Annotated in this window: 18 protein-coding genes and 1 pseudogene; 9 read left to right on the top strand and 10 right to left on the bottom strand. The window is 64.4% G+C overall.

The window, feature by feature from the left end:
* The first annotated feature begins 130 nt into the window (after positions 1–130).
* Together AB7245_RS05190 and AB7245_RS05185 are read left to right on the top strand one after the other, a co-directional pair.
* Positions 131–1,240, top strand: a complete 1,110-nt coding sequence (locus AB7245_RS05190) for a cyclic nucleotide-gated ion channel (protein WP_085403539.1) — start codon at positions 131–133, stop codon at positions 1,238–1,240.
* Between the two features lie 12 nt (positions 1,241–1,252).
* Positions 1,253–2,038, top strand: coding sequence for an enoyl-CoA hydratase/isomerase family protein (locus AB7245_RS05185; protein WP_439033922.1), 786 nt, complete (start codon positions 1,253–1,255; stop codon positions 2,036–2,038).
* On the opposite strand, the gene AB7245_RS05180 is transcribed toward AB7245_RS05185, so the two are convergent.
* Together AB7245_RS05180 and AB7245_RS05175 are read right to left on the bottom strand one after the other, a co-directional pair.
* Positions 2,039–2,473 carry a DUF6157 family protein gene (locus AB7245_RS05180; RefSeq protein ID WP_085403537.1) on the bottom strand — a complete coding sequence of 145 codons (435 nt, stop codon included), beginning with the start codon at positions 2,471–2,473 and terminating at the stop codon, positions 2,039–2,041.
* A 17-nt stretch (positions 2,474–2,490) separates the two neighbouring features.
* A complete protein-coding gene (locus AB7245_RS05175; protein ID WP_085403536.1) occupies positions 2,491–3,135 on the bottom strand; it encodes a glutathione S-transferase family protein in 645 nt (214 codons plus the stop codon).
* 84 nt (positions 3,136–3,219) lie between these two features.
* Here AB7245_RS05175 and AB7245_RS05170 point away from each other — a divergent pair, with 84 nt between their 5' ends.
* On the top strand, positions 3,220–4,203 hold the full coding sequence (locus AB7245_RS05170; RefSeq protein ID WP_085403535.1) for a helix-turn-helix transcriptional regulator: 984 nt from the start codon (positions 3,220–3,222) through the stop codon (positions 4,201–4,203).
* Positions 4,204–4,341: 138 nt separating this feature from the next.
* Positions 4,342–4,575, top strand: a complete 234-nt coding sequence (locus AB7245_RS05165; protein WP_014498305.1) for a hypothetical protein — start codon at positions 4,342–4,344, stop codon at positions 4,573–4,575.
* Between the two features lie 56 nt (positions 4,576–4,631).
* On the opposite strand, the gene AB7245_RS05160 is transcribed toward AB7245_RS05165, so the two are convergent.
* From AB7245_RS05160 to AB7245_RS05150, 3 genes are all read right to left on the bottom strand, one after another.
* Positions 4,632–5,579, bottom strand: a complete 948-nt coding sequence (locus AB7245_RS05160) for a fatty acid desaturase (protein WP_085403581.1) — start codon at positions 5,577–5,579, stop codon at positions 4,632–4,634.
* 15 nt (positions 5,580–5,594) lie between these two features.
* Entirely contained in the window at positions 5,595–6,614 is a 1,020-nt protein-coding gene (locus AB7245_RS05155; RefSeq protein WP_085403534.1) for an alpha/beta fold hydrolase, read from the bottom strand.
* 156 nt (positions 6,615–6,770) lie between these two features.
* The gene (locus tag AB7245_RS05150; protein WP_085403580.1) at positions 6,771–7,574 is read right to left on the bottom strand and encodes an MBL fold metallo-hydrolase; all 804 of its coding nucleotides are present in this window, start codon (positions 7,572–7,574) and stop codon (positions 6,771–6,773) included.
* 131 nt (positions 7,575–7,705) lie between these two features.
* On the opposite strand from AB7245_RS05150, the gene AB7245_RS05145 reads away from it, so the two are divergent.
* Positions 7,706–8,233 (top strand): hypothetical protein, encoded by a 528-nt coding sequence (locus AB7245_RS05145; RefSeq protein WP_245344209.1) that lies wholly within the window; start codon positions 7,706–7,708, stop codon positions 8,231–8,233.
* Positions 8,234–8,302: 69 nt separating this feature from the next.
* Here the strand turns inward: AB7245_RS05145 and AB7245_RS05140 are convergent, their stop codons facing one another.
* A complete protein-coding gene (locus AB7245_RS05140) occupies positions 8,303–8,443 on the bottom strand; it encodes a hypothetical protein (protein ID WP_244623153.1) in 141 nt (46 codons plus the stop codon).
* Here AB7245_RS05140 and AB7245_RS05135 point away from each other — a divergent pair.
* Positions 8,442–9,131 carry a helix-turn-helix domain-containing protein gene (locus tag AB7245_RS05135; protein ID WP_245328533.1) on the top strand — a complete coding sequence of 230 codons (690 nt, stop codon included), beginning with the start codon at positions 8,442–8,444 and terminating at the stop codon, positions 9,129–9,131. The genes AB7245_RS05140 and AB7245_RS05135 overlap by 2 nt on opposite strands.
* Here the strand turns inward: AB7245_RS05135 and AB7245_RS05130 are convergent.
* The 3 genes and pseudogenes from AB7245_RS05130 to AB7245_RS05120 all read right to left on the bottom strand — a co-directional run bounded on the left by AB7245_RS05130 (position 9,128) and on the right by AB7245_RS05120 (position 12,600).
* A complete protein-coding gene (locus AB7245_RS05130; protein ID WP_439033921.1) occupies positions 9,128–10,135 on the bottom strand; it encodes a zinc-dependent alcohol dehydrogenase family protein in 1,008 nt (335 codons plus the stop codon). The two genes, AB7245_RS05135 and AB7245_RS05130, sit on opposite strands and share 4 nt — an antisense overlap.
* A 16-nt stretch (positions 10,136–10,151) precedes the next feature.
* Positions 10,152–11,764, bottom strand: a pseudogene (locus AB7245_RS05125) (acyl-CoA synthetase).
* Positions 11,765–11,832: 68 nt separating this feature from the next.
* The gene (locus AB7245_RS05120; RefSeq protein WP_085403530.1) at positions 11,833–12,600 is read right to left on the bottom strand and encodes a FadR/GntR family transcriptional regulator; all 768 of its coding nucleotides are present in this window, start codon (positions 12,598–12,600) and stop codon (positions 11,833–11,835) included.
* Positions 12,601–12,766: 166 nt separating this feature from the next.
* Between AB7245_RS05120 and AB7245_RS05115 the strand changes: the two genes are divergently transcribed.
* Positions 12,767–13,972, top strand: a complete 1,206-nt coding sequence (locus tag AB7245_RS05115; protein WP_439033920.1) for an ABC transporter substrate-binding protein — start codon at positions 12,767–12,769, stop codon at positions 13,970–13,972.
* 45 nt (positions 13,973–14,017) lie between these two features.
* On the opposite strand, the gene AB7245_RS05110 is transcribed toward AB7245_RS05115, so the two are convergent.
* A complete protein-coding gene (locus tag AB7245_RS05110) occupies positions 14,018–14,962 on the bottom strand; it encodes a helix-turn-helix domain-containing protein (RefSeq protein ID WP_028148873.1) in 945 nt (314 codons plus the stop codon).
* 279 nt (positions 14,963–15,241) lie between these two features.
* On the opposite strand from AB7245_RS05110, the gene AB7245_RS05105 reads away from it, so the two are divergent.
* Together AB7245_RS05105 and AB7245_RS05100 are read left to right on the top strand one after the other, a co-directional pair.
* Complete coding sequence (locus AB7245_RS05105; protein ID WP_354115960.1) at positions 15,242–17,125, top strand: AMP-binding protein; 1,884 nt, start codon at positions 15,242–15,244, stop codon at positions 17,123–17,125.
* Between the two features lie 40 nt (positions 17,126–17,165).
* Positions 17,166–18,137, top strand: a complete 972-nt coding sequence (locus AB7245_RS05100; protein WP_085403528.1) for an ABC transporter permease — start codon at positions 17,166–17,168, stop codon at positions 18,135–18,137.
* Positions 18,138–18,172 lie beyond the last annotated feature (35 nt).

Here is an 18,172-nt window from a genome sequence, read left to right as displayed (position 1 = left end):
CGGCACCGGGCTCACCGCACACCTGCGGGCAGTCCCCTGCCCGTCGTTGACGGCTCCTGCCCGGGCGGGCACTTTGGCGGTGGCGTCCCAGCCGGGACCGCAAGAGACACGACCGAGCCCGCCTTCCCGCATGTCCAAGCCGCTGATCCCCGCACTGGCCCAGTTCGTGGCCGCCACGGCCGGCCGCAACATGACCAAGGCGGCCTATGTGGCGGTCGGCCTCGGCGTGCTCAGCATGGTGCTGCTGACGGTCAACCCGGCCTACGAGACGGTGCACCGCTGGGTCGACGCCCTGCTATGGGCCTGCCTCGTCTATTTCGTGTTCGAATGGGTGGTCCGGCTGCGCCACATGGCACAAACGGGGCGCCTGTCGCTCTACATGACCTCCTCGGCCGGAGTGGTCGATGCTCTGGGCGCGCTGGCCGTGCCGGTCGCGCTCCTGATCGGCATCGAGCCGAAGACGGCGTGGCTGCTCAGCGTGCTCTGGGTATTGAAGGTGGTGCCGGGCATTCCGGGCCTGCGGCAGCTGCGCCGGGTGCTGGTGCTGGAATCGGGGCCGCTGGTCAGCGTGCTCGTGATCTTCCTGATGGTGGTGTTCCTCGCTTCCGTCGCCGAATATTTCCTGGAGCGGGACGTGCAGCCGCAGACTTTCGGCAGCGTCCCCGCCGCGCTGTGGTGGGCTGTCGTCACGCTGACGACGACGGGCTATGGCGACGTCGTGCCGGTGACGCCGCTCGGGCGCATCGTGGCGGCGATGGTGATGATCTCCGGCCTCGGCGTGTTCGGACTGTGGACCGGTATCCTGGCGACCGGCTTTGCCGCCGAGACCCGCCGCGACAACTTCCTCAAGACCTGGGAATCCGTCAGCAAGGTGCCGTTCTTCGCAGCGCTCGGCCCTGCCGCCATCGCCGACGTCACCCACATGCTGCGCACCATGGAGCTGCCGGCGCGCACCATGATCATCCGCAAGGGCACGCAGGGCGACTGCATGTATTTCATCGCCGCCGGCGAGGTCGAGGTCGACCTGCCCGGCAAGAAGGTCCAGCTCGGCGAGGGCGCGTTCTTCGGCGAGATGGCGCTGCTCGGCAACAACAAGCGCGGCGCCAATGTCTCGACCACGAAGGTGTCGCGGCTGCTGGTGCTCGACCTCGTCGATTTCCGCGTGCTGATGGCGCGGCATCCCGATCTCGCCGAGACCATCGATGCGGAAGCCAAGCGCCGCACACTCGAAAACAAATAAATGGAGACAAGAATGTCGGACACAGCCGACGCAGCCTCAGGCCCCGTGCTCGAACGCAACGGCGCACGCGCCACCATCCGCCTCAACCGGCCCAAACATCTCAACCGGCTCCAGGCCGAGGATCTCGGCGAGCTGGTCAGGCTTTTCGACCGGATCGAGGCCGATCCTGATATCCGCGTGCTGGTGCTGACCGGCACGGGGCGGGCCTTCTCGGCGGGCTATGACCTCAACTCGGTTGCCGAGCGCGCGGTCAGCGCCAACGAGCAGCAGAGCGCGGGCTCGGCGTTCGAGGTCGTCGTCAACCGGCTGGAGGATCTCGGCGTGCCGACGATCTGCCGGCTCAATGGCGGCGTCTATGGCGGCTCGACCGACCTCGCGCTCGCCTGCGATTTCCGCATCGGCGTTGACACCGCCGAGATGTTCATGCCGGCGGCACGGCTCGGGCTGCATTACTACAGAAACGGCATCAAGCGTTACGTGACGCGGCTCGGCGTCGACAATGCGAAAAAGCTGTTCCTCACCGCGCAGAAGATCAGCGCGCCGGAGATGCTGCGGATCGGCTATCTCACCGCCATGGTGCCTGTGGAATTCCTGGACGAGGAGGTCGACAAGCTCTCCACGGTTCTCGCCGGCAACGCGCCGCAGGCAATGGCCGGCATGAAGCGCGCCATCAACGAATTCGCCCGCGGCGAATTGGACGAAGCGGCCGCCGATCAGCGCCACCGCGACAGCATGCGCGGCGACGAGATCAAGGAGGGTATCAAGGCGTTCGCGGAAAAACGGCCGCCAAAATTCTGATCACGCCCGCTGCGACCGCATCGCGCGCACCTGCGTGAGCTTGGGATCGCGGACGAGCGCCTGGTAGCGCTTGCTGTCGACGGCGTAAATCGCGATCCGGCCCTCATTGTCGGCATGAACGCCCCAGCCGAAGCGCTTGCCCAGGCTCGACGCCCTCATGCACGCCTGCCCCCGGGAGAAGAACGCTTCACGGGCCGCATGCCTCTCCGTCTTCGGAGCCTTCGCATCGAGCTCGCGTCCCGGCGCAGACGTCGCGAAGATCACGTCGTCGGACGTGTGCTTGTAGGGCGCCTTGGCGATCATCTCGTATTGCAGGCATGCCACCGTCGGCTTTCCCGCGCGCAGCGACGGCTCCTCGCCAGTATGCGCGGGACAGTCTTCAGCGACCCGGATGAAGGTGTTGAAGCAGTTGGTCGTGTGGATCGACTTTGTCATCTGCAACCCTGGATCATTCAACCACCAGCAGCCGCGGCGTGCTGCGCCGCCATCTCATCGTCGGCGGCATTGATCCGCTGGAACGCAGGCCGCGAGGTCATGCGTTCGGCATAGCGAACGAATACATCTTTTTTCGGCACGATGCCAAACATCATGGTCCAGCTGAACGCGACGCCCCACAACACATCCGCCGCCGTCATGCGCTCGCCGAGCAGATACGGCCCCTTTGACAATTGCGCCTCGATCGCGCCCAGCATGGTGTCGTAATCGGCATAGGGTGACTGCATGATCGGTGCCGGCTCGCGCTGCATGAACTTGTCGATCAGGGCCGGCTCGAACGATGCGCCGTAATAGGCGATCCAGCGCAGGTAGGGACCGCGCAGCGGATCGTTCAGCGCGGGCGTCAGCCCCGCCTGCGGAAACAGATCGGCGAGATAGATGGTGATCGCGACCTGCTCGGTCACCAGCGCCTCGCCGTGGCGGACCGCCGGCACCTTGCCGAGCGGATTGAGGGCGAGATAGGCGGGCTTGCGCTGCTCGCCGGCCTTCATGTTGAGGACGTGGAGATCGTAGGGCGCGCCCAGCTCCTCCAGCAGCACCCGCGTGCCGGTGGCGCGGCTTTGCGGCGAATAATACAGGGTGATGCGGTTCTGATCGGTCATAACAGGGCTCCATCTGGCCGGCTGGCGATGGCGCTTGTAGCGGACCATACCTGACATCCTGTGTCAGGTATGGTTTAAGGGATCATGCGCGCGAGCAGAATGCTGTCGATCCTCACCACCCTGCAGGCCAGGGGGCAGGTCACTGCGCCCGAGCTTGCGGAAGCCTGCGAGGTCTCGGTGCGCACGATCTATCGCGACATCGACGCGCTCGCGGCGTCCGGCGTCCCCGTTTACGCCGACCGCGGCGCGGAGGGCGGCTATCGCCTGCTCGACGGTTATCGCGTGCGTTTGAACGGCCTGTCGCAGAACGAGGCGGAGGCCCTGTTCCTTGCGGGACTGCCGGGACCGGCCGCGGCGCTCGGGCTGGACGCAGCGATGATCGCCGCGCAGAACAAGCTGATGGCGGCCTTGCCTGCCAATCTTCGCGAAGACGCCGGGCGGATGCAGGAGCGTTTTCACCTGGACGCACCCGGCTGGTTCGGTGAGACGGAAGAACCCAAACATCTGCGCACCATTGCCGGCGCGGCTCTGCGCGGGACGTTGATCAAGATCCGCTACCAGAGCTGGCGCGCGGAGAAGCAGCGCCGCGTTGCACCGCTCGGGCTCGTGCTGAAGGGCGGCAGCTGGTATCTCGCCGGTCACGTCGACGGCAGCACGCGCACCTATCGCATCGCGCGCGTGCTGGACTGTACCGCGCTCGACGATCGCTTCGATCGTCCCGCCGCGTTCGATCTCGCCGGCTATTGGCAGGCCGCGACGCTTCGCCTCGAAGCCGAGATGCATCCCAATGTCGCGATCGTGCGGCTGTCGCCGTTCGGCGTCAAACTGCTCGACGCGCTGAGCCAGCCTTACGTCAAGGCGCGCACCCAGCTTGAAGAGAGCGCGGATGCGGACGGCTGGCGCATCGCGCGCGTTCCGACCGGCAAGACGTCATGGCACGCGGCATCCGAATTGTTGCGGCTGGGGTCCGAAGCCGAAGTGCTGGAGCCCGCCGATCTCCGCGAGAAGATGGCGGAGATGACGCAGGCGATGGCTGCGCGCTATCGCGCAGCGGCGCGAAAAGCCTGACAGCGGCGCATTTCACCGAAGCTCACGAAACATTCCTGAAACACGATTCCTGCCTCGCGCCCTGAACGCGTTCGCGTCTCAGCCCGACGGAGAAGCAGGGACACAACAACGGCCTTAGCGCCACACTGGAGAATGAAAGTGTTTCGTAAGCTTGCTCTTGGTCTGATCGCTGCTGGTTCGCTCGGTGCTGCCGCTCTCGCGCCCACCGCGGCTTCGGCCCACGGCTTCCATCATCACTGGGGTCCCGGCTGGGGCTTTGGCGGCGTCTACGTCAACACCGGCGTCAGCAATTGCTACCAGGAGCGCGTCGTCAGGACCCGCCATGGCCTGCGCGTCCGCGTCGTGAATGTCTGCGCCTACGGGATCTACTGATATCTGATGCCCTCGACAAAGCTCCGGTCGCACTGCGGCCGGAGTTTTGCATTGGGTTAACCAATCTGCCGATGCCGGCGAAACCAGGCCCAGGTCTCCCGCGTCGTCCTGATATAGCCGCGGCCGCGATGAACGATCTCGTCGTCGACGATCTCGTTCAGCTTCGGCAGCGCGTGAAACGGGATCGAGGGATAGGCGTGGTGCTCGACGTGGTAGGGCATATTCCACGCGAACCATTTGACGATCGCGCCGGTATAGGTGGTGCGGGTGTTCTGGAAGGCGCTGCGGGTGCGGTCGCAGCCGGTGTGCTCGGCATAGAGATAGGGCCGCAGGAAGAACTGCCCGATCATCAGCGGGACGATCCAGACCCAGAGCAGCAACGCTGAGGAAAACCACAGCGAGAGTGCGAGCAGAAGCGCATAGAGCCCAGCATAGGCGCGCGCCTCGCGCACGATGACGGCGCGCTTGTTTTCGGGAATCCAGGGCACGGTGACCTTGCCCGTGACGGCGTGGCCGAGCATCAACCGGAGGCGGCCGGCGACCTGAAGCAGGCCGCTATAGGCGAGCGCGAGCTGCGTGTCGGATTTCGGCTTCACGCCGACGATCAGCTCCGGGTCCTTGTCCGGATCCTGGGTGTAGCGGTGATGGTCCCAGTGAAACAGGCAGTAATATTCGTAAGGTTGTCCGATGATGAGGGCCGAGGGATAGCCGACCGCAAGGTTGAGGCCACGGCTCCTGAACGCGGTCTTGTGCGCGGTCTCGTGCAGCGCCATGAACAGGAAGGCGACGAAATAGCCCTGCACCGCCATCAGCGGGAGCGCCCACAACACGCCCCAGGCTGAAGAGACCTTCCAGACCAGCGTGCCGACCAGCACGACCAGGCCGTAATGGCTGAGACTTTTCGCGGCCCCCCTGAGATTGGAGCGCACCGACAATTCGCGCAGCATGGCCGGGCTCAGCGGCTTCAGACGATGGCCGGGCTCTGAAACGGTCGCGTCAGTCATCATCGAAGGCTCGCCCTACTTGCTGAGAAGCTCTGCGACCTCGGCCTTGAGGAAGGCCTGATCGCGCGGATTGTTGACGGGGTTGCCGGCGCGATGGCCGTGCAGCGACGGGATCGGATGCAGCACCGCCGATTTTGCGTTGACCAGCCTGCCGAGTTCGTCCTCATTGTCGCGGACGTCGAAATAGCGGTCGGTCGCACCCGGCATCAGCAGCATATGCGCCTTGATCGCGGCCAGCGCCCGATCGAGGTCGCCATCGAATGAAGCGCAACGACTGATGTCACCGCGCTGCCAGATCCCGGCCTGCGCGAGGAGATCGTTGGCATCACGCCGGGCAAAGGTCGCGTCCCAGTTCCGAACCAGATAGTCCTCGAGCGAGGTGAAGCCCGCCTCGCGCCAGAGCTCGTCACGATAGAAGCCGTGCGACATCGCCCACCCGGCATAGACGCGTCCCATGGCGCGATAGCCGGCAACGGGCTTCTCGACGAAGCGGCCGTCGCGGAAGGCGGGATCACCGGTCAGCGCAGCCTTCACGCTTTCGAGGAAGACGTAATTATATGGCGCGCAGCGCGCACTGCCGCAGACCACCGCGGCCCGCGCCACCATGTCAGGATGCAGCGCCGCCCAATGATAGGTCTGCATGCCGCCCATCGACCAGCCATAGACCAGCGCGAGTTTTGTGATGCTGAAACGCTCGGTCAGCAGCCGGTGCTGGATCGCGATGGCGTCGTGATAGGTGATTTGGGGGAATGGCGCCTCGCCGGAATTCGACGGCGAGGACGACAGGCCGTTGCCGAACAGGTTCGGGATGATGATGAAGTAGCGCGTAGGGTCGAGCACGCCATCGGGCCCGATCAGCCATTCCGTGTCGTAGTGTTGGGCGCTGAACGAGGTCGGGTAGAGGATGACGTTGTCCCTGGCGGGGTTGAGGGTGCCGTAGGTCTTGTAGGCGAGCTTCATCGCGGGGAAGACGGCGCCGGACTGAAGCGTGACGTCGCCGGCCTCAAATATCTCGTAGTCGCGCTGCCCGGTCATGCGTCCAACTCCCGCTCACGCGGCCGCAGCATGCGCCCGCCGAGACAACGATGCATTGTTCGTGCCGGACCGGCAAACGCATCATTGCGTCGCGCTTAATATCTGTACTTATAGTACAGTTATTAGATCGGAACAAGGGGGTTTGGTCGTCACGCGTCAGGCGATGGCCGCGATGTATCGCTGCACGGACGCCGCGAATGCGGCCTTGGCGCCGGAGGCGATGTTGCGGCCCCACCAGGCGCCGTAGATGCGGTCAAAGGCGAGCGGCTCCACAGCGGCCGCGATCCGCCGCACCGCGGCGGCGTTGAGCGGCATGTAGTTCGGATAGGAGTACATGAAGCTGACGAAGCGCCGGTCCATCGTCACCTGCGCGATATCGCCGGTGAGCAGCGCGCCCTTGCCCTCCGCACCGCGCACATGGTGCAGCATGGTGGCGCCCGCGAAATGACCGCCGGTGCGCAGCAGCAGCACATCGTCGGAGATGCGCTGCTGATCGCCGGTCCAGTGCACGATGGCGGGATGCGGCCGCATCACCCACTGGCGGTCATCAGCATGCAGATAGACCGGCACGCCGCCGAACGCCTCGCTCCAGTCGGCAAACGCGCCGTAGAAGTGTGGATGCGAGATCGCGATCGCCTTCAGCCCGCCGAGCGAGCGCACATGCGCGATGGCTTCCGGCGTCGCCAGCGGGACGCAGTCCCACATCAGACAGCCGTCGCCGAGCGGCACCAACAGCGCGCGCTGGCCGATGGCGAAGCTCGGCTCGGACCCGATGCCGTTGAGGCCGAGATCATCCCGCCAGGCAAGGCGGTGCCGTTCCGCCAACGCTTCGCGTGTGAGGAAGGTTTGGCCCTTCCAGTTCACGAACTGCCGCTCGTCCTCGCAGATCGGACAGGATGCGGGCGGTTTTTCGCTTTCAGGAAATTGGGCGCCGCAGGTTTCGCAGGTCCAGAGGGGCATGGCCGTGATCCAGAAGAAGAAGAAGGGGACACCCACGAGATGACGCCGTGGCCCTCCCATCGCAAGTGCGGAGGAACCAACCCGCTAGCACATGTTACTTTCCGGTCCGCCCCGGCGCCAGTTGGCCGGTCATGTCAGCCCGTCTTGTCAGCCCTGCGTGTGCAAGACCGTCTCCGCCGGCAGTCGCTCAACGTCTCGATGGCATCGCGCTCCGCTCCCCGCCTCTGTCGGGCTATCTCGGCTACAAGTTCGGCTATGTCGCCGTGTTCGTGCTGGCGGCCGCGTTCGGCGTCATCGCAATCGCCTGCGTGCTGATGATCCCCGCAAAGGCGATCGACGATCGCGCCTCGCGCGGCTGCAACGAGGATGACCCCGACAGCGCGCCGGATGCGTTCACCATGCTGCTCAAGCACCGGACGCTGCTCGTGCTGGCGCTCGCGCTCGCGCTTTTTCATCTCGGCAACGCCGGGCTGCGGCACCAGGTCGCGGTCACAGCGCGTCATTGCGAGTGGCTTATCACGCAATCCGGCGCTTTTGCGGTTGCGGAGCACCGGCCTGACGATACAACCTGCCGTAAATCGCCAACTAACCTGCCCTTCCCGATCGATGATCCAGCCTCAACTCTCATTCGATGGCGACCCGAATGGCCAGGCCTATGAAAGATGGCGCGAGCAGTTTTGCCGCCAGGTCGCCGACGTCGATTTCGTTCCGATCGGGGAAGGACGTGTTCACCGGACCATTTCGCCGGCCATCCTTCCGCGCCTCCGACTCTCGGCCTCGTTCGGCACGCCGATGTCCTTCGTATCGCTGGGGACGAACGACGAATTGGTGATCACGATGTCGCCGAATTCGGCGCTGAGCGGGGTCATGGGACGACGTCCGCTGGAGGTCGCCGCCGGCGACGTCACGATCGGCGACCCCTCGATCAAGGGCGCCCATATCACCCAGACGACGCACGGCAACTTCCAGACCGCGCTGCTGCCGCGCAAGGCGCTGCTGCGCGCGTGCCCGAATGCCGAGGACCTGATCGCGCAGTCGATCCCCGGCGCCAATCCGATCACGTCGATGTTCCTGCGATATTATGACCTCGCGCACACTTATGCCGACAAGCTCGCGCCCGCGGAGCTCGATGCGGTCTCGCAGCATTTGTTCGACCTCTCCGTGCTGATGATCGGAGCGCGTGGCGATGTCGCCGAGCAAGCTCGCATGCGCGGCCTTGCGGCGGCGCGTCTCGAAACCCTCAAATCCGACATCCTGGCCCAGCTCGACAACCCCGCGCTGTCGCTCACCGTCCTTTCAGCCGCGCACCGGATCAGCCCGCGCACGATTCAGTTGATGTTCGAGCAGGCCGGCATCACCTACAGCGGCTTCGTGCTGGAGCAGCGGCTACTGCGCGCCGAGCGGTTGCTTCGAAATCCAAACCTGCGCGCGCGCAAGATCATCGAGATCGCGCACCTCGCCGGCTTTCACGACGTTTCCTACTTCCACCGCGCATTCCGCCGCCGCTTCGGACGGACGCCCGACGACGTCAGGAAGCTTTCTGGCGAGATGGGCTAAGGAAACTCAACCACGATCTTGCCGAAGTGACCGCCCTGCTGCATCAGCCGCAACGCGTCCGGCACGGCATCGAAGCCGAACGCACGGTCGATGACTGGCTTCATGCCGTTACGGCCTATCGCGGCCGTCATCCCCTCGAACATCCGACGGCTGCCGACTGACAGGCCGATGACGTGCAGGTTCTTGGAGAACAGGCTCGGTATCGCGATCTGCTGCGAGAAGCCGGTGAGCACGCCGATCACCAGAATGTTGCCACCGACCCTGATAACCTCGAGCGACTGCGCAAAGGTATCCTTGCCGCCGACCTCGACGACGTGGTCGACGCCGCCGCCGGTCCAGTCGGCCGCCGCCTTGCCCCATTCCGGCACCGAACGATAGTTGATGGTGTGGTCGGCGCCGAGCGTTTTGGCACGTTCGAGCTTCTCGTCGCTCGACGACGTCACGATCACGCTCGCGCCGGCGAGCTTTGCGAATTGCAACGCGAAGATCGAGACACCGCCGGTGCCCTGCACCAGCACAGTGTCACCGGGTTTCACCCTGGCCTCCTCGAACAGCGCGCGCCACGCCGTGAGCCCGGCGCAGGGCAGCGTCGCCGCTTCCAGGAATGAAAGGTGCGATGGAATGCGGCTGACGCCCTCGGCATCGAGCAGCATCACCTCCTGCAACACGCCCGGCCGCGTACCGCCGAGCGCATAGCGGCGGCTTGTCGCCGACACCTTTCCGTCGATCCAGGACTGGAAGAACATCGGACAGACGCGATCGCCAACCGCGACGCGGGCAACGCCGTCGCCGACCGCGATGACTTCGCCGGCACCATCCGAGAACGGGATCAGCGGCAATCGTGAGACGCCGCCCTTGCCCTGCACCGTGAGCAGATCACGATAGTTGAGCGATGCCGCCTTCATCCGCACCGCGACCTGGCCCGGACCAGGCGCGGGCTCGGGCAGATCGGCCAGCTCCATCCCCTCGATCGACCAGTCGCGCGCGACCTGCCAGACCTTCATGGCGACCGCTCCATGCTTACGTCCCAAAATTCTTCTGGATCGCCTTGTCGAGCGTCTCGCCGCCGACGAAGCGCTGGCGCAGCTCGCGCTTGAGCAGCTTGCCGCTCGGGTTCTTCGGCAGGCTGTCGACGAAGATGACGCGCTTGGGCACCTTGAAATGCGCCATCTGGCCGGCGCAGTGCTTGATGACCGCGTCCTCATCCAGCGTCTCGCCGGTCTTGACCACGACGATCGCGGTGACCGCCTCGATCCAGCGCGGATCGGGCAGCCCGACCACGGCAACCTCGGAGACCGCAGGGATGCGGTAGACCATCTCCTCGACCTCGCGGCTGGCGACATTCTCGCCGCCGGTCTTGATCATGTCCTTGACGCGGTCGACCACCGTGATGTGGCCCTCGGCATCGACGGTGGCGAGATCGCCGGAGTGAAACCAGCCGCCGGAGAACGCCGCCGCGGTCTTCACGGGGTCATTGTAATAGCCGGAGAGCAGATGCGGCGAGCGATGCACGATCTCCCCGACCTCGCCGACTTTCACGTCTTCCATCGCCGTGTTGACCACGCGCGTCTCGACATTGAGCACGGGCTTGCCGGCCGAGCCGGCCTTGCGCAGCTGGTCCTCGGGCCGCAGTACGGTCGCGAGTGGCGCGATCTCGGTCTGGCCGTAGAAATTCCAGAATTTGACATTGGGCAGGCGGCGCTGCAGTCGAGCAGCACCTCCACGGGCATGATCGAGGCGCCGTAATAGCCCTTCTGAAGCGTCGACAGATCGGTCTTGTCGAAATTCGGCGAGCGCAGCATCGCGATCCAGATCGTCGGCGGCGCGAAGAAGGACGTGATCTTGTGCGCCTGGATCAGCGCCAGGATACTGTCGGCGGTCGGCTTGCCCGTGATCACGCCGGAGGCGCCGAGATAGATCTGCGGCCCCAGGAAGACGTCGAGCTGGGCGCAATGATAGAGCGGCAGCGCGTGCAGGAACTTGTCGTCCGCGCTCATGCCGCCGTCGATGATGCAGCTCACGTACTGCCACATCACGGCTTCATGGGTCAGCATCGCGCCCTTGGGCAGCGATTCGGTGCCGCTGGTGTAGACGATCTGGGCGAGATCGCGGCTGTCGACCGAGGCCTCCAGGAACGACCCGTCGGGGCTGAGGAGATCGTCGAAAGTGGTGAGACCCGCGGGCGCCGTGGCCGGATCCTCGCCCGGCAGCCAGATCATCTTTTCGACCGCGCAATCCCTGGCGCTTGCGGCCTTTGCCGGCTCGACGAAATCGGGACCGGTCGCAAGCAGCTTCGCGCCGGAGCTTTTCAGGATGAAATTGATCTCATCCGGGTTGAGCATGAAATTGATCGGCACCAGCACCGCACCGATCCGCGCCAGCGCGAAGCGCAACGCCGCAAACGCATGCGAATTGCGCGAGAGCACGGCAACGCGATCGCCCTTGCTGACGCCGAGCCCGAGCAGACCGCGGCCGAGCCGGTTGCAGATCGCGTCCATCTCGGCGAACGTCCAGTTCACATCGCCGCAGCTCACTGCGAGCTTGTTCGGCTCGCGCCCCGCCGAGCGGCGCAAGAGGTCGCCGATGGAATGCTCGCGCGCTTTCGAGATGGTGGCCGCGATGTCGCCGGTCATGTGCTCCTCCGTGTGATGTCTTTGTTTGTTGGATTTCTTGACTGAAATCTTGCGTCTTCATCAGGCGCCTATCTGCGCCGGGCCGCCTGGGCGTGCTCCATGTACATGTGCTCGACCGACCGATCGAGCGAGGCGATTTTCTCGAAACCGCGCCGCCAGTCCTGCAAGTGCCGGCGCGTCCAGAGCACGCCCGCCTCGCGGTCGCGGCGGCGGATCGCCTCGATCAGATGGCGGTGCGCGGCGACGAGGCGTGGGCCGCCTTCGGCAACGCCGGTCACGATCATCTCGGTGGTCGGATAGAACAGCTGCGCCGCCGGCTCGCGTGCGAGCTGGAGCACGCGGTTCTGCGAGGCCTTGGCGACCAGCACGTGGAATTCGGCATCGCATTCGGCGAGCGTGGCGGGATCGCCGACCACGGCCTCGCTGCGCACGAGATTGTTGGTGAGCTCGGCGAGGTTCTCTTCGGTCGCGCGCTCCACCGCGCCTTCGATGCTCGCCACCTCCAGCGTCATCGAGGCCTCGTAGAGCTCGCGGAACGTCACCTCGTGCAGCACCAGTGCGCGGCTCAGGCGGCTTGCGAGCTTGGTGTAGCGCGGCAGGCAGGCGTGCAGACGGCGCGAGGAATCGCGGCTGATCAAGCCGCCCTCCTCCAGCACACGGATGCCTTCGCGAATGGTCGAGCGGTTGACGCCGAACTGGCGCACCAGATCATGCTCGGTGCCGATGGGATCGCCGGGCTTGATACGCCCATTGACGATCTCGCGCTCGATGGCGTCGGCGACTTTCTGATAGGCCGGCGCGACATCGATCGGACGGAAGAGCGGCGAAATCGGCACGATAGCCCCCAATGGCGATTGTCCGACAAATTATAGGATCGCCCCGAAGACGCGTCAAACTGCCGTCATTCATGCCGCAGATGCAGCAAATTGACTCCTGGGGAACCTCCCTCTAACTTTGTCGGACAAAGGGACAGAATAGTCCCGTACAAGAGGAAACGTATCCATGAGACCTATCGCAGCACTCGTGTCTGCGGCCGGCTTGCTGTCGGCTGCCCTGATCGTCCCCGCCTCCGCCCAGCAGACCCCGCTCAAGATCGGCGTGCTCTCCGACTTCTCCTCGGTCTATTCCGACATCGGCGGCCAGGGGAATGTCGAAGCCACCAAGATGGCGATCGAGGATTTTGGCGGGCAGATGTTCGGCAAGCCGATCGAGATGGTCGCAGCCGACGTGCTCAACAAGCCCGACGTCGCCTCTACCATCGCCCGCAAATGGTGGGAGACCGAGGGCGTCGACATGATCATCGACCTGCCGACCTCGGCCACCGCGCTCGCGGTGATGGAGCTGTCCAAGCAGTACGAGAAGGTGATGATCGTGACCGATGCGGCAAGCTCCGACATCACCGGAAAATCCTGCTCGCCCTACACCGCGCACTGGACCTACGACACCTATTCCAACGCCCACACCGTCGGCAGCGCCATCGTCAAGAACGGCGGCAACAGCTGGTTCTTCCTCACCGCGGACTACGTGTTCGGTCATTCGATCGAGCGCGACACCGGCGACGTGGTAAAGGCAGCCGGCGGCAAGGTGCTCGGCAGCGTCAAGCATCCGCTCAACACGGCCGATTTCTCGTCATTCCTGCTTCAGGCCCAGGCCTCCAAGGCCAAGATCATCGGGCTCGCCAATGGCGGCGGCGACACCATCAACGCGATCAAGCAGGCCGGCGAGTTCGGCATCGTCGCCGGCGGCCAGAACCTGGCTGCGATCGTGATGTTCATCTCCGACGTGCACAGCCTGGGACTCAAGCTCGCGCAGGGCCTGATCATCACCGAGGCCTACTACTGGGACCTCAATGACAAGACCCGCGCCTTCGGCAAGCGTTTCCAGGAGCGCATCAAGCGCATGCCGACGATGAACCAGGCCGCGACCTACAGCGCTACGCTGCACTACCTCAAGGCCGTGCAGGCCGCCGGCACCAAGGACACCAAGACCGTGATGGCCAAGATGCGCGAGTTGCCGGTGAAGGATGCCTTCACCGACAACGGCATCCTGCGCGAGGACGGCCGCATGGTGCACAGCATGTTCCTGTTCCAGGTGAAGAAGCCCGAGGAATCCAAGGGCCCGTGGGACTATTACAAGCTGCTCGCGGAAGTGCCCGCCGATCAGGCCTTCCGTCCGCTGAAGGACGGCGGCTGCCCGCTGGTGAAGTAACGCTGACGATGACGGACCTGCATCGCCGCGCGCGGTGCAGGTTCTCTAGCGCCGTCGCAGGTCAGACGGGCTGTGGCCGAACTTCCTGCGGAACACCGTGCTGAAATAGGACGAACTGCTGAAGCCCAGCTGATAGGCGACCTCGGTGATCGACAGCGACCGCAGTTCCGGCCGCGTCAGCACGTCGTAGCAGCGCTGCAGCCGGCGATCCAGAATCCATTCGGACACCGAGACATCGGTCAGCCGAAAGAGATAATGCAGATGCCTGAGCGAGACGCCATTGCTCTTCGCAATCTTCTCCAGCGACAGATCCGCATCGGTGAGGTGCGCCTCGATCCAGGCCTTGACCGAGCGCAGGCGGGCCTGCGCAGCGCTCGCATCCTCGGAGAATTCGTCCCGCTCGCCCATGTCGAGCGCGAGCGCCAGCACGTCCATCAGCTCACCGCCCAATCGCGTTCTCGCGGTCTCGTCGAGCGGCGCGCCCTCCGCGGCGAGCGTCGCACAGAACTCGGCGGCAATCCGGCCAAGGCCGCGGCTCGTGGCCATCGTAGTGACGACCGGCAGCCGCCCCTCGCTGAAGCGCGCCGAGAATTCCGCGCGCGGAATCTCGAGATAGAGCGATCGCACCTTGCCGACGCATTCGAGATCATAGGCCTCGGACGCCGAGAAGATCGCGCTCACGCCGGGATTCGACAGCAGGGTCTGGCCGGCCTGGAGCACGTTGACCCGGCCCTGCTGGACGAATTCGACGTAGTAGCAATCCTTGTCGAGCTTCGCGATATGCCGTTCGCGACGCGAGATGCGCTGCTCCGACAGCAGGACGTCGGTCATCGTCACGGCGCCGAACCGCGCCTCGCGGATGAAGCCGTGATAGTCGGACCGCTCCTCCGCGTTCACGTCGACATGGACGTAGACGTCGCAGATCGCGCCTTGCCACGCGGCGTAGCGTTTGGACGGCTCCAGATCGTCTGTCGAAAACACCAGGTTCATCGTCCGCCCATCCGTTGCGCCGCCATGATGAACGTCGTTTGTGCATCGCACAAGCTGGCCACGCGTCGAGATTCTAGAGGGCCGCCGCCTACACGCAAGACCGTTTGCGCGGAGAAGCAAAAGCTTTGCGCTCCGGAGCAAGCCGCGCTCCGGCATGTGGCCTATGAAGAACAAAAAGCAGTCCACAAAATAGGCGGGAAACGTTCGCTTGCGTCAGGTCCAGTCAACTGCTGCACAGCTTGCCGTGCCGCCCGAATGGCGATGCCCGTGAGCAGCGCCTTGTCATCGCAAATCACAACGCGGTTCACGCAGCCGGTCAAAACCATCGCCGATATCGAGGCGTTGGAGCAGCGGCCTTACGATTCGCTGGTCCCTTCCCGCAATCTGCTCGATCTCTTCGAAGCCACGGCGCACCTGCATCCCGATCGGCCCGCACTAACGGTGCTGACCAAAGGCTCGCGCGAGCCGGGCGACGCGACGCTGACGCACCGGCAATTGCTTGCGGAGATCATCCGCGCGGCCAATCTGTTCCGGTCGCACGGGATCGGCGAGAGCGGCGGGACCGCCGCGTTCCTCTGTCCAATCCTGCCGCCGCTGTTCCCCGCATTGCTCGGCGCCCAGGTCGCGGGCGTCGCCAGCTCGATCAACTATCTCCTGAACGAAGACGCAATCGCCGACCTGCTCGAGGCGCAGAACGCGACTGTGCTGGTGATCCCGGCCGAAGCGGCCGATCCCGCGATCTGGGCCAAGGCGGCCAATGTCGCGAAACGCGTCCCGTCGCTGAAGACCATTTTTGTGATGGGCGCGAACGGTCCGCTGCCTGGAGGATTTCTAAACTTCAATGAGACGGCCGCGAGCGCGCGCGGCACACTGGACTTCGCACCTTCGACCGATCGCAATGCGATCTGCGCCCTCTTCCACACCGGCGGGACCACCGGACGACCTAAGTTGGTTCGGCTGACACATGGCAACCAGATCCATGCGGCCTGGAGCTTTGCGCAGGTCCACGGACTGGATGAGCTGGATGCCGCCGTGAACGGTTTTCCGCTGTTTCACGTCGGCGGCACCATGACGCTCGGCCTGTCGATTCTCGCTGCCGGCGGTCATGTGATCATCCCCTCACCGTACAGCCTCAGAAGCCCCGACGCGATCCGCGACTATTGGCACACCGTGGAGCGGTTTCGCGCGACCATCGTGAGCGGAGTGCCGACTTCGATTGCCGCTCTTGCCGAGGTGCCGATCGGGTCCTCCGATGTCAGCACCGTTCGCATGGCGCTCACCGGCGGGGCCGTGGCTCCCAAGGCGGTCAGCGACAGGTTTCAGGCGCGGACCGGGATTACCTTGTTCGAGACCTACGGGATGACAGAAACCGCGGCCGCGATCGCTTTCAATCCCGGCCGTGGCACTCCCGTGCAAGGCAGCGTCGGCTTCAGGGCGCCGTTCGCAAAGACCAAAATCGTCGCTCTGGCTGATGCCGATTTGCGAGAGGAGTGCCCGCCGCTCTCCAGTGGCCTCGTCCTCGTCAGCGGACCGCAAGTGTTTCCCGGATACGTCGATTCCCAGCACAATAAGGGCGTGCTCACCGACGACCACTGGATCGTCACCGGCGACGTGGGCTATCTCACCCCGGATCAACGCCTCGTGCTGACGGGGCGCGAGAAGGACCTCATTGTACGAAGCGGTCACAACATCGACCCTGCCGCAATCGAGGACGTCGCGAACGCCTTCCCCGGTGTCCAGATGAGCTCGGCCGTCGGCATGCCCGACGCCTACGCGGGAGAGGTTCCAGTTCTCTTCGTGGTGCCCTCCCCCGGACAGACAATCGATCTGGCGCAATTGCGCGAGCATCTCGAACACAACGTCAATGAGCCGCCTGCGAGGCCAAAGCGCGTCGTCCTGCTCGAAGCTCTTCCGGTTACCGCCGTCGGGAAGATCTTCAAGCCCACGCTTCGCGATCTCGCCGTCCGGGAAAAGGTCAGGACCGAGATCGATCGCATCTTCGGCCCCGACACCGCGGCAGATATCCTCGTCGAGAAAGACGAGAAGCTCAATACAGTCGTCAGCATCTCGGTCCATTCCGGTGATCTGGATCGAACAAAGATGCTCGTCGAAAGCCTTGCAACGCTTCCACAAACCTATCGCATCGAGAACCGATCGTCCTGACGGTCGCGCAACAGCCGGGTCGAAGAAAGGCAAGACGGGGATGAAGCGCTTTCGTTTCAATCAGCAAGAGATCGTCTTCGCAGTCTTTGCGCTGCTGTTCCTTGTGTTTTCGATCTTCCTGCGCGGCTTTCTGACGCCGGACAACATGCTGACGCTGCTCCAGAACGTGGCAGTGCTCGGCATCCTCGGCCTTGCCATGGCGATCGTCGTGATCGGACGCGGCATCGACATTTCGCTGATCGCAGCCCTTGCGGTGCCGCCGGGACTGGTGCTCCAGATGGTGCAGAACGGTCATTCGCTACCGGCCTCGCTGCTGACCGCCGTCCTGCTCACGATTGCCTTTGGCCTCGTCAACGGCTGGCTGATCGCCTATGCCGAAGTCCCTTCGCTGTTTGCGACGCTGGCGTCAGGCCTGTTGCTGGCCGGGCTCGGGCAGACCGCACTGTTCCAGCTCGACGTCGTGCAATGGAGCCCGGGCATGGACGGCTTCGAGCGGCTCGGACAGGGCACCATTCTCGGCATTCCGACGTCGATCTGGATGTTCGCAATCGCCTGCGTCGTGGTCGCGTTCCTGCTGCGCCAGACGCGCTGGGGCGCCTATATCTATGCGATCGGCGACAACCCCTACGCCGCGCGTGTCACCGGCATTCCCTCTCGCCCGATCATCGTCCTGCAATATGTGATCACCGCCCTGATCGGCTGCTTTGCCGGCCTCGTGATGGCGGCATCCGTCAACTCGATGCCGACCCGCATCTTCAACTCGACGCTTATCTATGACGTCATCCTGGTCGTCGTACTTGGCGGCATCGGGCTGTCAGGCGGCCGTGGCGGCGTGCTCAACGTCGTCATCGGCACGCTCGTTATCGGAACGATGCTCAACGGCATGACCATCATGGACATCTCCTACGCCGGGCAGAATCTCATCAAGGGCGTGGTGCTGCTGCTCGCCGTCATCACGGATTCCTTCCTGAATCCGCGCAACGAGGAAACGGCACAACAGGGCGACATCTAAGCGATCCAACAATAACGACGACCACAACCAAGGAG

The organism is Bradyrhizobium sp. 604_D8_N2_3 (assembly GCF_051810765.1).
In the GTDB taxonomy this organism is placed as follows: domain Bacteria; phylum Pseudomonadota; class Alphaproteobacteria; order Rhizobiales; family Xanthobacteraceae; genus Bradyrhizobium; species Bradyrhizobium barranii.
The sequence above is the reverse complement of the archived record's forward strand: the minus strand, read 5'-3'. Positions and strand labels throughout refer to the sequence as shown.